This is a genomic window from Hoylesella timonensis S9-PR14, from assembly GCF_000762405.1.
Taxonomy (GTDB): domain Bacteria; phylum Bacteroidota; class Bacteroidia; order Bacteroidales; family Bacteroidaceae; genus Prevotella; species Prevotella timonensis_A.
In genome coordinates, this window is the sequence record NZ_JRPQ01000141.1 from 28,018 (window position 1) to 43,293 (window position 15,276).

Below are 15,276 nucleotides of genomic sequence, written 5' to 3' on the forward strand. Positions count from 1 at the left end.
GACTAAAAATGAAGTTATTTGTTCACCACATTGATCGGTTCTCCCTGCACGAAAGCCCTCACATTGTTAATGGCAATGTTGACCAATCGCTTTCTTGCCTCCTGTGTCGCCCAAGCTATATGGGGCGTGATAAACGCATTGGGCTGCTGAAGTAGAGGATTATCAGCTGCTGGAGGTTCTTGACACATCACGTCAGCACCATAGGCAGCTAACTTCCCTGATTGAAGTGCCGCAGCAACATCCGCCTCATTCACCAAAGGTCCACGACCTGTGTTGATTAAGATGGCTCCCTTTTTCATCTTTTTCAAACTCTCTGCATTGATTAACTCACGAGTTTCTGGCGTCAACGGACAATGAAGAGTTAGGATGTCACTCACTGAAAGCAGCCCATCCAACGTTGTTTTCTGGATTCCTTCGGGTAAATCGACCGCATTCTTACTGGTGAAAGCATAAACTTCCATGCCAAATTCCCGCGCAATGTGTGCGACTTTGGTGCCAATATGTCCCAAACCAACGATTCCCAATGTCTTCCCTGCGACTTCTATCAAAGGAGTATCCCAGTAACAAAAATCAGGATTTTGGGTCCACCTACCCTCTCGAGTCTGCTGTGCATAATGTTCCACACGATTTGAAATCGCAAAAATGCTTGCAAACACCATCTGCGCAACACTGTAAGTGCTATAAGAGGGTATGTTGCTCACCACAACATTTTGTTTGCGTGCTGCTTCAATGTCAATATGATTAAAGCCCGTTGCTAACACACCGATATATTTTAATTGTGGTAGCTGTTGGAGTTCGTTCGCTGTTATTTTTGTTTTGTTCACCAACAAAATGTCAGCATCTATGGAACGCTCTACGACTTGCTCTTGTGAAGTACGATCATATACCTTCAATTGTCCAAACTCATTAAGCTCCTCCCAAGATAAATCCCCAGGATTAGCGCAATGACCATCTAAAATTACAATGTTATATTTTCTCTGTTGTTGTTTTGAATCCATCATTTACTATGTTTTAATCATTTGTTTTCTGATGTGGATGCGTCTTTATATCTGTCGCCCCAGCATTGAAGCATCCATTGATATAATTTCTCTTCGGCAGGACTGTGTTGCCCATGCCATATTCTATGATGCTGCAAAGCATCTGGTAAATACTGTTGTTGAACGAAATGTCCGGGATAATCATGGCTATACAGATAGCCATCATGATAGCCCAAATCCTTCATTAGTTGTGTGGGAGCATTCCTCAATGGCAATGGAACAGGCAAATTCCCCGTTTCCCGAACGATTGACAAAGCCTTATCAATGCCCAAATAGGCTGAATTACTTTTAGGACTGGTAGCTAAATACACCACTGCTTCAGCTAAAGGAATCCGACCTTCAGGCCACCCAATTTTCATCACTGCATCGAAAGCCGCATTTGCCAACAGCAAGGCATTGGGATTAGCCAATCCTATGTCTTCTGCAGCACTAATCACTAATCGGCGTGCAATAAACTGAGGGTCCTCTCCTCCCTCTATCATTCGAGCCATCCAATACAGCGCTGCATCGGGATCACTACCACGAATGCTTTTGATAAAGGCAGAAATAATATCATAATGCATTTCACCTCCCTTATCATAAGCCAAGGGATTCTGCTGCAGCTGATGCTCCACAATTTGATCGGTCACCACCACTTTTTCGGTTTCGGCAGCACTAACGACTAATTCTAAAATGTTAAGTAGCTTCCGAGCATCACCCCCACTATAGCGAAGTAATGCACCTGTCTCTTGAAGTTCTATGCTTCGGTTCTTCAATATGACATCCTCATTCACTGCGCGATGCAATAGTTTCAAGAGATCTTCTTTGCCTAAAGGTTTGAGTAGATACAGTTGACAACGTGAAAGCAAAGGTCGAATCACTTCAAAAGACGGATTTTCAGTCGTTGCCCCTATCAGCGTAACGATTCCTCTCTCCACAGCACCCAACAAAGAGTCTTGCTGCGACTTGCTAAATCGATGAATCTCATCAATAAACAAGATAGGTGAAGCGGTTTGAAAGAAATGATTACCCTTTGCTCGTTCAATGACCTGTCGCACGTCCTTCACACCACTGGTCACTGCACTAAGGGTATAAAAAGGGGTTTCTAACTTGTTTGCGACAATCTGTGCAAGTGTGGTTTTACCAACACCAGGTGGTCCCCACAGAATAAAAGAAGAGACGTGACCAGATTCTATCATCTTGCGTAGAACGGCATCCTTCCCCACCAAGTGTTGTTGCCCAACATATTCATCAAGCGTACGGGGCCGCATTCGTTCTGCTAAGGGTTCACTCATATCGTCTTTCCTTCTTCATTAGTCCTCTTAAAAGGGTCTTTATCAATGGCTGTCTTTGGCTACTAAAAGCACATCTCCATTATCGCAAAGATACGAAAACTTTCATGAACGAAAAGCATAAACTATGTTTTTTTGGCTTCATTCAAAAAATCGTAGGAAAAGTTTGTCAAATATAAATTAAGTATATATTTTTGCAGCGTGAGAAATGAGGAGGATTGGTAGCGCAATAGGATGAGTAAAATAGCGTAATCCAAAAAGCTATCACCACCTTCTAACCAATAGATTGATTAGTAATCAATAGCTTTCGTATTTTAGAACATTGTAAATAACAATTGAACGACGACTTTAAGATTTATGAAACAAAAAGATGCATTATCACTTAAGACACTGACCAAGAGTAGTGTATGGGATATTCAAGAAAATGATGTTTTCAGATTGTGGGAGGCAGCAGAAAAGGATGCGGACCTCAAGGATAACATGCGTCATTACTTAGATGTGATTCGAAGTGCATTTGAAATCGAAGAGGTAAAGATTGATAAGCCCGTAATCATCAAAAAATATGAAGAGAGAGGCTTTAAGGTTAAGGCTCTTCGCATTGATGGAGCTAATAAGCAAAAATACGCTATCAAGAAGAAAGCTATTTTGCGCGTAACAGATTTGAGTTACGAAAACATTAGACATATCACAGCCAGCAAACTTTTAGAGGTACTCGACCGTAACTTTGGCGGTGGATGGGACTCGTTATCGCAAAGCATTAAGGATATTATTGAAAGCGGATTCGACATCAGTACAACCACATTGCCACAGAATAGACTGCATAACGCAGGAGGAATGTATGAGAAAAAAGTAAATGACGGCTTTGAAGTCTTAGAGATTGCAAAGGGAGCATGGGTAGAAGCGATCTTTGCTAAAGCGAAACCAGAGATGGAAAAGAAATCTTCAAAATTATCTTCTGCAAAATCTGATTCGGACGATGAATTCGACTTCAATGAAAAGAGAGCATTGGACGAAGGAAAAGACATAGAGGACAACGAGGAAGATGATGACGACACGTTCGACGAAGACAAGCTTACCGAAGAAAGCTATCGCACCACATTTGATTCAGAACCAGAAGACTTAGACTTAGAAGCTGAAGATGTAGCAGACGATGAAGAATTCTAAATCTTAACTTTTTATACACACAACAAATTATTATGAGAAGGTGTATCGATAGATACATCTTCTTTTTTTTTACTTGATTCTAAGGGAGTGACATCAATAAATAGCAAGGTTAAACCGTAATTTTCATTCAAGACAAATGGCAGAAGAATATCTAACGCAAAAAACTCTTACCTTTTCGGGGTAAGAGTTCCTATAAGTTGAGCGTTGAATGTTCCCTAATCTTTGTTGAGTCGTTTGCGCTCAGTATGGTCGAGTGTAGTTTTTCGCATACGCATACTCTTGGGTGTTACCTCCAAAAGTTCGTCAGCCTTGATATATTCAAGACATTCTTCCAAGCTCATCTCCACCTTAGGTATCACACGAGCCTTGTCATCAGAACCGCTGGCACGCACGTTGGTAAGCTGTTTGGCTTTGGTTACATTGATCACCAAGTCGTTATCATGTACATGTTCGCCTACTACTTGACCCGCATATACCTCTTCTCCTGGGTCGATAAAGAACTTACCACGGTCTTGAAGCTTATCAATAGAATAAGCGTATGCCGTACCTGTCTCCATAGCAATCATACTTCCATTGACACGACGTGTAATCTCGCCCTTGAAAGGTTGATACTCCTTAAAGCGATGTGCCATAATAGCTTCGCCTTGTGAGGCTGTCAACACATTGGTGCGAAGTCCCATGATGCCTCTTGAGGGTATGTCAAATTCTAAATTTGTACGTCCTCCTTGGCTTTCCATCGATGTCATTTCTCCCTTTCGACGCGTCACCATGTCAATCATTTTACTGGAGAATTCTTCCGGAACATTAATGGTTAACTCTTCAATAGGTTCGTAACACTTCCCTTCTATCTCCTTGTAAATAACCTGTGGTTGCCCCACTTGCAGTTCATACCCCTCGCGTCGCATGGTTTCTACCAGCACACTAAGGTGCAAAACGCCACGTCCGCTCACAATCCACTTATCGGTTGCATCCTCGAAGGGACGTACCCGAAGTGCCAAGTTCTTTTCCAATTCCTTGTTTAGGCGGTCGTTGATGTGGCGCGAAGTAACGTATTTTCCTTCCTTCCCAAAGAATGGCGAATCGTTAATAGTGAACAACATGCTCATCGTTGGTTCATCAATAGCGATGGGAGGTAATGGTTCTGGATTTTCAAAGTCGCAAATCGTGTCGCCAATTTCGAATTTCTCAAGACCTATAACTGCACAAATATCACCGCTGTCCACATGGTCGGTCTTCACGTGAGACATACCCTCAAAGGTGTGAAGTTCTTTAATTTTTGTGCGTTCTTGCGTCCCGTCACGGTGACAAATGGTAACGTTCATCCCGCCAGTGAGTACACCTCTGTGCACTCTACCTACAGCAATACGCCCTGTATAATTGGAATAATCTAAGCTGGTAATCAGCATTTGCGGTGTTCCCTCAAGCTGCTTCGGTGCTGGAATAACTTCTACAATCTTATCTAACAGATATTCGATGTTGTCTGTGGGCTGTTTCCAATCTTCAGACATCCATCCGTTTTTGGCAGAACCGTAAACAACTGGGAAATCTAATTGATCTTCTGTCGCATTCAAAGAGAACATCAAATCGAATACCATCTCATATACTTCATCGGGACGACAATTCGGTTTGTCCACCTTGTTTACTACCACGATGGGTTTTAGACCAATCTCCAATGCCTTTTGCAGCACAAACCGAGTCTGTGGCATCGGTCCTTCGAAAGCATCCACCAACAGAATACAGCCGTCTGCCATATTGAGTACACGTTCCACTTCACCACCAAAATCAGAGTGACCGGGAGTATCTATAATATTAATTTTTACACCTTTCCAGTTGATAGAAACGTTCTTGGAGAGAATCGTGATACCTCGTTCACGTTCCAAATCGTTTGAGTCTAATACCTGTCCACTGTTATCCTGTCCATCACGGAACAATTTTCCTGCTAACATCATCTTATCTACCAACGTTGTTTTACCGTGGTCGACATGAGCAATGATTGCAATATTTCTAATGTCTTGCATGTTTTAATCCTTAAAACGTTATTCCGTGCAAAGGTAATGCTTTTAATTCATAATTCTTATTTCATCATTCATATTTATAACTGCTGCAACATATTTTTTCTATTTTTTTAATGTTCAGAAAGTGCCATACAGGAATTGCATGAGGACACGGTTCTTACAATTAAGAAAGGTGATTAGAAATGAAAAAGAACCTTGGCTCTTTTGTTTCAACAAAAAAATGTAAAGCTGAAATCGATTCACATGGGTTGCAATCATTGCTTACCTCATTTGCTTTGTTTGTGGTAACAACAATGACCTTTCAAAGAAAGAACTACATCGCTTATCACATGACCATCAGCGGCAAAGACATCTGTTGCTTTTGTCCTATTATTTTACCAAAAATCGACCATCTAAAATCTTCAAAATAGAAAAATTTAATAGGCAAACGCTCTACAAAAATGGGCTGATTTTACCAAAAAAGATGTCTTTTCAAGTTAGAACATTCATTTAACGGTCTTGGAAACATACAATAGAGGTGTTATTCACATGCTTCAACAGCATTAAAGCATGCAAATTGTTAGCTTAACTCAATGGGTTAGCAACCAAGAAAGGGTAAAAAAGGGAATAAAAAGATGCGTGATAAGCACAACACATTAAATAACAACAAATTACAAACCTCGCTCGTTTTTAGCGTATTTGCGACCAACTTTGCTGTTGATGATTTATACGCGAGTTTTGAGAGGCACTTTGTAAAGATAATTCAGCATTAATTTTTAGTCCGTGTAGCGTGCCAGCAATTTTACAGCTGCTGTATTGTTGTTGCTTTTAGTCGTAAATTATCATTCCATGAAAGAGGCGTAGAATAAGAGTAATTAAATGTTAAAAAGCGACTGCTTTCGGAGAAAATATGAATGACAAAAGTTGGAGTATGAATAAAAAGTATTACCTTTGCACCGCATTATTGCATTATCATTAATTTTTAACAACAAGTTCTATGTATTTAGACAAAGCAAAAAAAGAAGAGATCTTTGGCAAATACGGAAAGTCTAACTCTGATACTGGTTCACCAGAGAGCCAGATAGCATTGTTCTCATACCGTATTTCCCACTTGACGGAACACCTTAAGAAGAACCGTAAAGATCATAACACTGCACGTTCATTGACGATGTTGGTAGGTAAGCGTCGCGCTTTGCTCGATTATCTCTATGATAATGACATTGAGCGTTACCGTTCTATCATCAAAGCTCTTGGCTTACGTCGATAATTATCAAGTGCATTTAAGCTTAAGGAAAATTAAAAACTCCTCTGTAACAATGGATTACAGAGGAGTTTTTTTATGTATCAAACATTCAAATTACATCACTTTCGTCTAAAATCTCCAATAGAGGCTTCATCACAAACTCTCGTTCATGCATGAAAGGGTGTGGAATTGTTAGCGCTGGCGTGTGGATATGCAGGTTGTCATACAACAAGATATCAATATCAATAACACGATCTTCGTAGACTCCATTGTACGATTTTTCGGTTCGCCCCATAGCCGTCTCTATCTTCTGGGTTGCTTCTAACACCTCTTCAGGACTCAAGAAGGTACGACAACGAATGCAAGCATTCATGAAGAGATGGTCGGACGAAAAGCCCCAAGGCTTTGTTTCGTATAACGAAGAGCAACGGTCGACAGTACCTATCGATAGTTTTATCTGCTCTATCGCTTGTTGGATAGCTTCTTCTCGGCGCCCCAAATTAGACCCAAGCCCTAAATATACAATGTGTTCTGTGGACATAGAGCGCAGATTTTCGATGACTAATCGTTCAATATCAGCATCGAATCGCCATAACAACCGAACTTATAACCGTTCTTAACAGCCAAGTCATAAGCCTCCATCACTAATTCGTATCCACCGAAAGCTGCCGTTTCCATGAGCAAAGGTGACATGCTGTGATAGAAATTGGCTATCATCGTGTCTGCCAAACCAAAATCATAAGGCGGGAAAATAAATTTACTGGTCCAGCCGTCATATTCTTTCAGCAGTCCATCAGTGCCAACTGCCGTCTCTGTAGCCTTGACAACACTTGTCCCAACGGCACAGACATGATGCCCCTCCTGTTTGGTTCGGTTAACGATTTCACAGACTTTGGCATCAATCTTCATTTGTTCCGAATCCATTTTATGCTTGGTCAAGTCTTCCACCTCAATGCTATTAAACGCACTCAAGCTGCAGTGAAGCGTGATATAAGTGTCATGTATCCCTTTAATCTCCATACGCTTGAGCATTTCTCTACTGAAATGAAGCCCTGTAGAAGGTGCTCTGACAGCCCCTTCATGCTTTGCAAAAATGGTTTGATAGTCTTCCTGATCATGCGCATCTGCATGAGGTACTTCACGTCGATTGATGATGTAACGTGGCAAAGGAGTTTCGCCGAGCGCAAAAAGTTCATGCTTGAACTCATCATGCGGGCAATCGTAAAGAAATCGGAGTGTACGACCACGACTCGTTGTGTTATCGATTACTTCCGCCACCATCGTGCCGCTCTCATCAAAGAAGAGCTTATTCCCAATACGAATCTTACGGGCAGGCTCTACTAACACATCCCAAAGACGCATTTCCTGATTGAGTTCACGAAGCAAGAATACTTCAATCTTAGCATCTGTCTTTTCCTTTGTACCATATAATCGAGCAGGAAATACTTTTGTGTCATTAAAGATAAAAGTATCACCTTCATCAAAATAATCAAGTACATGTCTAAACTCAAGATACTGCCCCTTGATATCTTTCCCTTTTTTGTCCTTTTGAAACATATCAATGGTCTGTGATTTTCGGTGTAACACCATCAATCGAGATTCGTCACGACGTGTCATTCGCGAGATTTCTTTCTTGCCGTGAGCATTCTTTATCTCATGATAAACACTATGAGGGTAAAGAGCAATGAGCTCTTCTGGCAAATTAAATTTGAATTGTGATAGCTTCATTGATTAATGTCCTTCATCTATTTCTTGTTCATTCAGCCACTCTTTGAAGTGGTCGAAATTAATACTATTCTCTATTGTCAATGCACCAACGCGGGTTCTTCGTAGTTGTATCAGATACGCACCACTGTCCAAAGTGCGTCCAAGATCACGCGCAAGTGCTCTAATATATGTTCCTTTTCCGCAAACGATGCGCAGTTGTAGCTGCATGGTATTGGAGTCGAAATGAATAAGCTCTATTTCATCAATACGCACCGTTTTCGCTTGTAGTGCTACCTCTTCGCCTGCTCGCCTTAAATTGTATGCTCTCTCACCAGCAACCTTGCATGCGCTATAGGTTGGAGGAGTTTGCTGAATCTCTCCAACAAAGAGTTTTAATACCTGCTCTATGCGCTCAAGCGTGATATGCTCAGTAGGATAGGTAGCATTTACAGGATGTTCGCAATCGTAACTGGCAGTAGTAGCCCCCAATTGTATCGTACATACGTACTCTTTTGTATGCGCTTGTAACTGCTCTATTTGTTTGGTAGCCTTCCCCGTGCACAGCACTAAAACGCCTGTTGCTAATGGATCGAGTGTTCCTGCATGCCCTATCTTAATGCGCTTGATGCCCAACTTTCGAGATATGACATAGCGAACGTGTGCCAATGCCCCAAAGCTTGTCATACCGTACGGCTTATCTATTGCAAATATCTCTCCTTTATAAAAGTTCATGTTGTGCGTTTTTGAGTTGACAAGTGGGTGAGTTTTTCAACTCATCAGCATGTAAGCGTTCTCCAAAGTAAACAACTCCATTCATTCATGTGTACAAAACAATTTTACTAAAAAGCCCCTCAACTTAAGGACTTAATCGACCATTGCCAAACTATGTCCCATCATGAGCCAAATCAAGATGAAGCCTCCGACGATGATTCGATAAACTCCAAAGACCTTAAAGCCATATTTCGTCAAGAAATTAACAAACCACTTCATTGCCAATAGCGCAACTACAAAGGCAACAGCGCTACCCAACAGCAAGGTGGGGACATGAGACGACAAGGCATCTACGCCTCCGTTTTTGATGAGTTTGAATACATCAAGACAAGTAGCTGCAAACATGGTGGGCACAGCTAAGAAGAATGAGAACTCCGCTGCACGCTTTCTGGTTAGTCCTTGTGCCATACCTCCTACGATAGTTGCCATTGACCTCGACACTCCCGGTATCATGGCAATGCATTGGAATACACCTATCATAAAGGCTTTCTTATCTGTCAACGAGGTCGACTCTTGACCATGATTAAAGATTCTATCGCAGAAAAGCATAAAGATGCCACCAACTACCAACATCACTGCCACGACAATGACACTCCCCAGCATTTTTTCAATCAAATGATTGGCTAACAATCCGATAACAGCAGCAGGAATAAAAGCCACCAATAGCTTCCAATAGAAATTCCAACGATGAATAAATGCTTTCACGGCTGGCGTTCCTTCAGGCACAGGAGTGTTATCTAAGCGAAAAAAACGCTTCCAATAAAGTGTCACCACCGAAAGGATAGCACCAAACTGGATAATGACAATAAAGGCATTGATAAACGGATCGTCTGCCTGCATGCCTAACAAGTCGCGGGTAATAATCATGTGTCCTGTCGAAGAAACAGGCAGAAACTCGGTCAAACCCTCAACGATTGCCAGAATAATGGTCTCAAGTAAGCTCATAAATCACACAACGTATTAGTCTTTTGGCTTTCTGATAATTGCAAAAATGATAGATACAAAGCCCAAGAAACATACTACTGGAGCTACTTTGATACGTCGCACACTAAAGATGTCAGGATTGTATGCTGTCTCCGTCGAGCCACTTCCACTCATCAACAGAAATCCGATAATCACGACAACGACACCAATCGCCAATAACATAAAGTTGACTTTATCGAACGCAAAATTTCTTTTATCCATCTGATAGATTTGTTTATTCGAACTTACCTATATATAATAAGGTGGAGTTCTGAATTGATTTTCAACGTTATTTTCTTAAATTTTATATAAATCTCCTGCCTTCATTCGCAAGAATTTGTTCACCGAAATGTGGGCGCAAATAGCCGTTATCACGAGTCCGAACAAGAATACGGCTGCACCAGTAATGACCATGTCGCGCCAAGTCACAACGGTCAAGATACCAGGCTCGGATAGATACAACGCATAAATACAACCCGCCAACACTAAATTGGCTATCAAACCAGCTATCAAACCTGTCCAAACGGCTCTGCTTACAAAGGGTCTGCGGATAAATCCCCATGAAGCACCAACCAATTTCATCGTGTGTATGGAAAATCTTCGGGCATAAATATCCAATCGTACAGTGTTGTTGATGAGGGAGAAAGATACAAAGGTAAGCAACAGTGCCAACACTAACATCACCAAACCTATTTTGGCAAGATTGCGGTTCACGCTGTCTACTAATTCTTTCTGGTAATTAATTTGGTTGATTTGTGGATATTTTTCAAACTCACTCACTATCCATTTCAGAGAATCGTTGTTCGCATAAACCGACTTTAAGGTTACTTCGATAGATGCAGGACAAGGATTTTCACCATCTGTAAACTCCGATGGGTCGCTCCCCATAGCGGATGTAATCTCCTTCAGAGCTTGTTCCTTACTAATATATTTGAGCTGTTTGATATATGGACGCTTCTGAATCACCGCACACATTCGCTGTGCTTCAGAATTTGTCATCTCATTTTCTAATATCAACTGCACAACTAAATTCTCTTTTACATAAGAGGAAAGGTTTCTTCCTGTTAAGGTTGAGAATACAACTAACCCCAACAAGATGAGTACCAAAGCTGTGCTTATACAAAGAGTAATAGCCTGTAATCCATGATGATTACTGGTCTTATTTTGTTTCTTTCCCATTCTTTTATGGATATAATGCACCAAATTTCTCGCAAAGTAACAAAAAAATTAGGGATAAAACGATGCTTTAACTACTATTAACGTGATTGCTCAATAAAAATATCGCCTACATTCCTGATCGATTTTGTTCATATAAGAGTGAAGGTTGTAACACCTTATCTTAACGATGATCACCACATAGGTTCTTTCATGCCAAACATTTGAAACAAGTTCGTCGTTAGGTTCAATAAGAAGTCCTTACTTCAACCGCATTACCCATAGAGATGAAGGAGACTAAAGCGATGCTCCAATTTCTGTAGGTTATCGCCCTATTAGACCTTTTCCTTTTCATCAACCTTTTTTCATGAGTTGGATAGACTAATAAACATCCTGCTTGCAAGCCTCGTGTTCCATGTCGCAGCTTATATAAAAGTACCTATTCATTGTAAATTTGCGAATTATATTTGTGGCATTCATATTTTTTCATTTCCTTTGTACGAGCAGAAAATGGCAGCTTATCAAACTGTCAAGTCTGCTCGTTGAGAATAATTAGCAATGAAAAATCGACATACCATACTAACGATTACAGGTTCGGACGGAACTGGAGGTGCAGGAGTACAAGCCGATATCAAGACTATTACGGCTTTGGGTGGATATGCTGTGTCGGTAATTACTTCTATCACGATTCAAAACACCTTGGGCATTCAGAGCTTTTACGATATTCCTGCTGACATTGTAGCAGGACAGTTAACAGCATTGATTGACGACCTTGAACCCGCAGTTATTAAGATTGGAATGGTTCGCAATAGCAAAACGCTGGATGCTATCATTGAGATGTTACATCAGCATCACGCTTCCACCATTATTTACGACCCCATTGTAACCTCCAGCCAGGGTGAGCCATTGATGACACCCGACATGATTCATGCCGTGAAAGATCGCCTCTTCCCACTCTGTTCATTGGTAATTATGAAACAAGAGGATGCTGCTGTGTTCATCAATAGTGCCGAAGTGACAAAAGAAACCATGAAAGCAGGAATGACACAATTTCTGAATTTAGGTTGCAAAGGGGTCATGTTACATAGTGGAAACATGAACGACACGCTGATATGGCGTTCAGGTGAGAAAATCAACCAGCATGAATTTCCAACATTAAACCTCACAAATTCACACGGACTGGGTAGCAGTCTATCTTCCGCAATAGCCTATTACCTATCTGTTTCAACAGATATTCATGAAGCAGTATGCGAGGGAAAAAGTTATATCCAACAACAGTTGAGTCACTTTGGAGCCTTAAAAGGTCGAAGCAGTGAGCTGTACAACGAATTTATACAAGCCATAGAACTTCATTGTACCACCAATAATGATGTACAATTTTATGCCCATCAATTGGGCGTAAGCAGTCGATATTTAGCACAGGTCACCAAACGAATTGGGCAAAAAACGCCCAAGAGTCTTATTGATGAGCATCTATTGACCAAGAGTAAATTACTCTTAGACACCACCAGTAAGACTGTTCAAGAAGTTGCATACGCATTAGGATTTCATTCGCAGTCACACTTTAGCAAATTCTTTAAGAAGGCTGAAGGAATTACACCGAGTATATATCGAATCAATAAATAATAAACAAAATGACAGAAAGACAAATTTTAAATCGAAACTTAGCCCAGATGCTCAAAGGAGGAGTTATCATGGACGTTACAACTCCCGAACAAGCTCACATTGCAGAAGATGCAGGAGCCTGTGCAGTAATGGCACTTGAGCGTATTCCCGCTGATATTCGTGCTGCAGGAGGCGTGTCGCGCATGAGCGATCCACACATGATTAAGAGCATACAAGAGACGGTTAGCATTCCTGTAATGGCAAAATGCCGTATCGGACACTTTGCAGAGGCGCAAATTTTACAAGCAATTGAAATTGATTATATTGATGAGAGCGAAGTTTTGTCACCCGCTGACAATGTTTACCACATTGATAAAACCCAATTCGAAGTACCTTTTGTTTGTGGTGCCAAGAACTTAGGAGAAGCTTTGCGACGCATTGCAGAAGGCGCAACTATGATTAGAACCAAGGGCGAACCTGGTACTGGAGACGTTGTACAGGCGGTAACGCACATGCGCATGATGCAATCAGAGATGAGAAGAATAAAGGCTATGGCTGAAGACGAGTTGTTTGAAGCTGCCAAACAATTGCAAGTTCCCTACGAACTAATAAAGTATGTTCATGAAAACGGTAAGTTACCTGTCGTTAATTTTGCTGCAGGAGGCGTAGCCACACCAGCAGATGCCGCCTTGATGATGCAACTTGGAGCCGAAGGAGTCTTTGTTGGATCGGGCATATTCAAGTCTGGCGACCCTGTTAAACGGGCAGCTGCCATTGTTCAAGCAGTAACCAACTACAACGATCCGAAGCGGTTAGCTGAGTTATCCGAGAACTTAGGCGAAGCCATGGTTGGCATCAACGAACACGAAATAGAAGTGTTGATGGCAGAAAGGGGTAAATAGAGTAATGAGAATAGCCGTATTAGCTTTACAAGGAGCATTTGCTGAACACCAGCAAATGCTTCACTCTTTGGGGGTAGAAACATTCCAAGTGCGAAACAAATGCGATTGGGAAAAGCCCAAAGATGGACTTATTCTCCCCGGAGGAGAGAGTACAACCATGACAAAACTCTTGAATGAGTTGGATTTACTGTTACCTATTCAGGAAGAAATCAACCAAGGATTGCCCGTATTTGGTACTTGTGCAGGATTGATCATGCTGGCTCGCAAAGAGAACGGAAAGCCATCAAACCGACTTTCTACCATGGATATCGACGTTTGTAGAAATGCCTATGGCAGACAATTAGGGAGTTTCCATACAGAAGAAGCTTTCAAGGGAATCGAAGGAACGATACCTATGACCTTTATCCGCGCACCTTATATCAATGAAGTATTTGGAGACGCAGAAATATTGGCAAGTGTTGATGGAAATATTGTCGCAGCAAGGCAGCATCACCAAATGGTAACAGCCTTTCATCCAGAACTGGATAATGACACCAGAGTTCACGCTTATTTCTTGAATAGCATTCTGAAAAGGTAGGTCAGCAACTCGCTTATCCACCGCATAAAATTGTAACAGCTCTCTTAGGGCTGTTACAATTTTCCAATAATCCCAGCCTTTGTCGCTTGAATAAAGCGCACTATCTCATTAATTTCCTCACCATTTGGCACCTGCTCTTGTACTTGTAGAACGGCATCGAACACGCTTGTCTGGCCATGAAACACCAATCTATAAGCATTGGCTATGTGCTTTTGCACCCTTTCTGAGATGCCATAGCTTTGTAACATCATACTGTTCAGTCCAGCATATTTAGCAGGTATGCCACCAGCAATAATATATGGTGGAACATCTTGATAGAGAGTAGTGCCTGCTTGTATCATTGCATAATCGCCAATGCGTGTATTTTCGCTTTCGATGACGCTTGAACTAAAGATCACCCCATTCCCTATTTCGCAGTTGCCTGATATCTTTGTTCCATATCCCAACACACACTGATTTCCCATTTTGGTGTCATGAGAGATATGCGAGCCTTCCATGAGGAAGTTTTCATGACCGATAATGGTTTGTCCACCTTGATGAGTAGCTCGGTTGATCACTACATTTTCTCGAATGATATTATGGTCGCCAATGCGCAATTCGGTATCATCGCCTTTGAATTCAAAGTCTTGTGGAACCGCTCCTAACACGGAACCTTGATAAACCTGATTATCATTACCCATACGAGTTCCATGCATAATACTCACAAAGGGATATACCACGCAGTTGTCACCTATCACCACGTCATCCTCGATATATGCAAATGGATATATCTTACAATTGTTCCCTATCTTTGCACCTTGTGCTATTTGCGCTTTTTCACTGATGTCGCTTGCCATATCTGTTAATGATAATTGAATGAATAAATAAATTGATAAGGCTCATGAAAC

Annotated in this window: 16 protein-coding genes; 6 read left to right on the forward strand and 10 right to left on the reverse strand. The window is 41.4% G+C overall.

From position 1 onward, the window contains the following. Positions 1 to 14: 14 nt before the first annotated feature. Both HMPREF9304_RS08760 and HMPREF9304_RS08765 read right to left on the reverse strand, forming a co-directional pair. A complete protein-coding gene (locus tag HMPREF9304_RS08760) occupies positions 15 to 1,001 on the reverse strand; it encodes a D-2-hydroxyacid dehydrogenase (protein ID WP_052046043.1) in 987 nt (328 codons plus the stop codon). Positions 1,002 to 1,015: 14 nt separating this feature from the next. Beyond that, positions 1,016 to 2,311, reverse strand: coding sequence for a replication-associated recombination protein A (locus HMPREF9304_RS08765; protein WP_036928269.1), 1,296 nt, complete (start codon positions 2,309 to 2,311; stop codon positions 1,016 to 1,018). 354 nt (positions 2,312 to 2,665) lie between these two features. On the opposite strand from HMPREF9304_RS08765, the gene HMPREF9304_RS08770 reads away from it, so the two are divergent. Further along, complete coding sequence (locus tag HMPREF9304_RS08770; RefSeq protein WP_036928270.1) at positions 2,666 to 3,472, forward strand: hypothetical protein; 807 nt, start codon at positions 2,666 to 2,668, stop codon at positions 3,470 to 3,472. Between the two features lie 215 nt (positions 3,473 to 3,687). On the opposite strand, the gene typA is transcribed toward HMPREF9304_RS08770, so the two are convergent. Next, positions 3,688 to 5,490 (reverse strand): translational GTPase TypA, encoded by a 1,803-nt coding sequence (gene typA / locus HMPREF9304_RS08775; protein ID WP_036928272.1) that lies wholly within the window; start codon positions 5,488 to 5,490, stop codon positions 3,688 to 3,690. Between the two features lie 179 nt (positions 5,491 to 5,669). Here typA and HMPREF9304_RS14695 point away from each other — a divergent pair, with 179 nt between their 5' ends. Together HMPREF9304_RS14695 and rpsO are read left to right on the forward strand one after the other, a co-directional pair. Continuing rightward, a complete protein-coding gene (locus tag HMPREF9304_RS14695) occupies positions 5,670 to 5,897 on the forward strand; it encodes a hypothetical protein (RefSeq protein ID WP_036928273.1) in 228 nt (75 codons plus the stop codon). Positions 5,898 to 6,463: 566 nt separating this feature from the next. Continuing rightward, on the forward strand, positions 6,464 to 6,733 hold the full coding sequence (rpsO, locus tag HMPREF9304_RS08785; RefSeq protein ID WP_008122789.1) for a 30S ribosomal protein S15: 270 nt from the start codon (positions 6,464 to 6,466) through the stop codon (positions 6,731 to 6,733). A gap of 85 nt (positions 6,734 to 6,818) precedes the next feature. On the opposite strand, the gene folK is transcribed toward rpsO, so the two are convergent. The 6 genes from folK to HMPREF9304_RS08815 form a co-directional block, all read right to left on the reverse strand. Further along, on the reverse strand, positions 6,819 to 7,250 hold the full coding sequence (gene folK / locus HMPREF9304_RS08790) for a 2-amino-4-hydroxy-6-hydroxymethyldihydropteridine diphosphokinase (protein WP_036928274.1): 432 nt from the start codon (positions 7,248 to 7,250) through the stop codon (positions 6,819 to 6,821). Positions 7,251 to 7,270: 20 nt separating this feature from the next. Further along, entirely contained in the window at positions 7,271 to 8,437 is a 1,167-nt protein-coding gene (gene queA / locus HMPREF9304_RS08795) for a tRNA preQ1(34) S-adenosylmethionine ribosyltransferase-isomerase QueA (RefSeq protein WP_008122793.1), read from the reverse strand. Between the two features lie 3 nt (positions 8,438 to 8,440). Continuing rightward, positions 8,441 to 9,148: a tRNA pseudouridine(55) synthase TruB gene (gene truB / locus HMPREF9304_RS08800; RefSeq protein ID WP_036928275.1), complete on the reverse strand. Its 708-nt coding sequence runs from the start codon at positions 9,146 to 9,148 to the stop codon at positions 8,441 to 8,443. 132 nt (positions 9,149 to 9,280) lie between these two features. Further along, positions 9,281 to 10,132 (reverse strand): undecaprenyl-diphosphate phosphatase, encoded by an 852-nt coding sequence (locus HMPREF9304_RS08805; RefSeq protein WP_008122796.1) that lies wholly within the window; start codon positions 10,130 to 10,132, stop codon positions 9,281 to 9,283. 15 nt (positions 10,133 to 10,147) lie between these two features. Then, positions 10,148 to 10,372, reverse strand: a complete 225-nt coding sequence (locus HMPREF9304_RS08810; protein WP_008122798.1) for a DUF3098 domain-containing protein — start codon at positions 10,370 to 10,372, stop codon at positions 10,148 to 10,150. Between the two features lie 75 nt (positions 10,373 to 10,447). Continuing rightward, complete coding sequence (locus tag HMPREF9304_RS08815) at positions 10,448 to 11,329, reverse strand: cell division protein FtsX (RefSeq protein ID WP_036928276.1); 882 nt, start codon at positions 11,327 to 11,329, stop codon at positions 10,448 to 10,450. A 534-nt stretch (positions 11,330 to 11,863) separates the two neighbouring features. On the opposite strand from HMPREF9304_RS08815, the gene HMPREF9304_RS08820 reads away from it, so the two are divergent. The 3 genes from HMPREF9304_RS08820 to pdxT are packed head-to-tail and all read left to right on the forward strand — an operon-like array spanning position 11,864 to position 14,389. Next, positions 11,864 to 12,931, forward strand: a complete 1,068-nt coding sequence (locus HMPREF9304_RS08820) for a hydroxymethylpyrimidine/phosphomethylpyrimidine kinase (protein WP_036928277.1) — start codon at positions 11,864 to 11,866, stop codon at positions 12,929 to 12,931. Positions 12,932 to 12,939: 8 nt separating this feature from the next. Continuing rightward, on the forward strand, positions 12,940 to 13,812 hold the full coding sequence (pdxS, locus tag HMPREF9304_RS08825; RefSeq protein ID WP_036928279.1) for a pyridoxal 5'-phosphate synthase lyase subunit PdxS: 873 nt from the start codon (positions 12,940 to 12,942) through the stop codon (positions 13,810 to 13,812). A gap of 4 nt (positions 13,813 to 13,816) precedes the next feature. Then, the gene (gene pdxT, locus HMPREF9304_RS08830) at positions 13,817 to 14,389 is read left to right on the forward strand and encodes a pyridoxal 5'-phosphate synthase glutaminase subunit PdxT (protein WP_036928281.1); all 573 of its coding nucleotides are present in this window, start codon (positions 13,817 to 13,819) and stop codon (positions 14,387 to 14,389) included. 53 nt (positions 14,390 to 14,442) lie between these two features. Here the strand turns inward: pdxT and lpxA are convergent, their stop codons facing one another. After that, positions 14,443 to 15,225: an acyl-ACP--UDP-N-acetylglucosamine O-acyltransferase gene (gene lpxA / locus HMPREF9304_RS08835; protein ID WP_036928283.1), complete on the reverse strand. Its 783-nt coding sequence runs from the start codon at positions 15,223 to 15,225 to the stop codon at positions 14,443 to 14,445. Between the last annotated feature and the right edge of the window lie 51 nt (positions 15,226 to 15,276).

What these genes read in the sequence shown, in the direction of transcription:
- typA (WP_036928272.1), bottom strand. Translation starts at nt 5,490, where the DNA reads ATGCAAGACATTAGAAATATTGCAATCATTGCTCATGTCGACCACGGT.
- truB (WP_036928275.1), bottom strand. Translation starts at nt 9,148, where the DNA reads ATGAACTTTTATAAAGGAGAGATATTTGCAATAGATAAGCCGTACGGT.
- pdxS (WP_036928279.1), top strand. Translation starts at nt 12,940, where the DNA reads ATGACAGAAAGACAAATTTTAAATCGAAACTTAGCCCAGATGCTCAAA.
- HMPREF9304_RS08820 (WP_036928277.1), top strand. Translation starts at nt 11,864, where the DNA reads ATGAAAAATCGACATACCATACTAACGATTACAGGTTCGGACGGAACT.
- HMPREF9304_RS14695 (WP_036928273.1), top strand. Translation starts at nt 5,670, where the DNA reads ATGAAAAAGAACCTTGGCTCTTTTGTTTCAACAAAAAAATGTAAAGCT.
- HMPREF9304_RS08805 (WP_008122796.1), bottom strand. Translation starts at nt 10,132, where the DNA reads ATGAGCTTACTTGAGACCATTATTCTGGCAATCGTTGAGGGTTTGACC.
- folK (WP_036928274.1), bottom strand. Translation starts at nt 7,250, where the DNA reads ATGTCCACAGAACACATTGTATATTTAGGGCTTGGGTCTAATTTGGGG.
- HMPREF9304_RS08815 (WP_036928276.1), bottom strand. Translation starts at nt 11,329, where the DNA reads ATGGGAAAGAAACAAAATAAGACCAGTAATCATCATGGATTACAGGCT.
- HMPREF9304_RS08810 (WP_008122798.1), bottom strand. Translation starts at nt 10,372, where the DNA reads ATGGATAAAAGAAATTTTGCGTTCGATAAAGTCAACTTTATGTTATTG.
- lpxA (WP_036928283.1), bottom strand. Translation starts at nt 15,225, where the DNA reads ATGGCAAGCGACATCAGTGAAAAAGCGCAAATAGCACAAGGTGCAAAG.
- rpsO (WP_008122789.1), top strand. Translation starts at nt 6,464, where the DNA reads ATGTATTTAGACAAAGCAAAAAAAGAAGAGATCTTTGGCAAATACGGA.
- pdxT (WP_036928281.1), top strand. Translation starts at nt 13,817, where the DNA reads ATGAGAATAGCCGTATTAGCTTTACAAGGAGCATTTGCTGAACACCAG.
- HMPREF9304_RS08770 (WP_036928270.1), top strand. Translation starts at nt 2,666, where the DNA reads ATGAAACAAAAAGATGCATTATCACTTAAGACACTGACCAAGAGTAGT.
- queA (WP_008122793.1), bottom strand. Translation starts at nt 8,437, where the DNA reads ATGAAGCTATCACAATTCAAATTTAATTTGCCAGAAGAGCTCATTGCT.
- HMPREF9304_RS08765 (WP_036928269.1), bottom strand. Translation starts at nt 2,311, where the DNA reads ATGAGTGAACCCTTAGCAGAACGAATGCGGCCCCGTACGCTTGATGAA.
- HMPREF9304_RS08760 (WP_052046043.1), bottom strand. Translation starts at nt 1,001, where the DNA reads ATGATGGATTCAAAACAACAACAGAGAAAATATAACATTGTAATTTTA.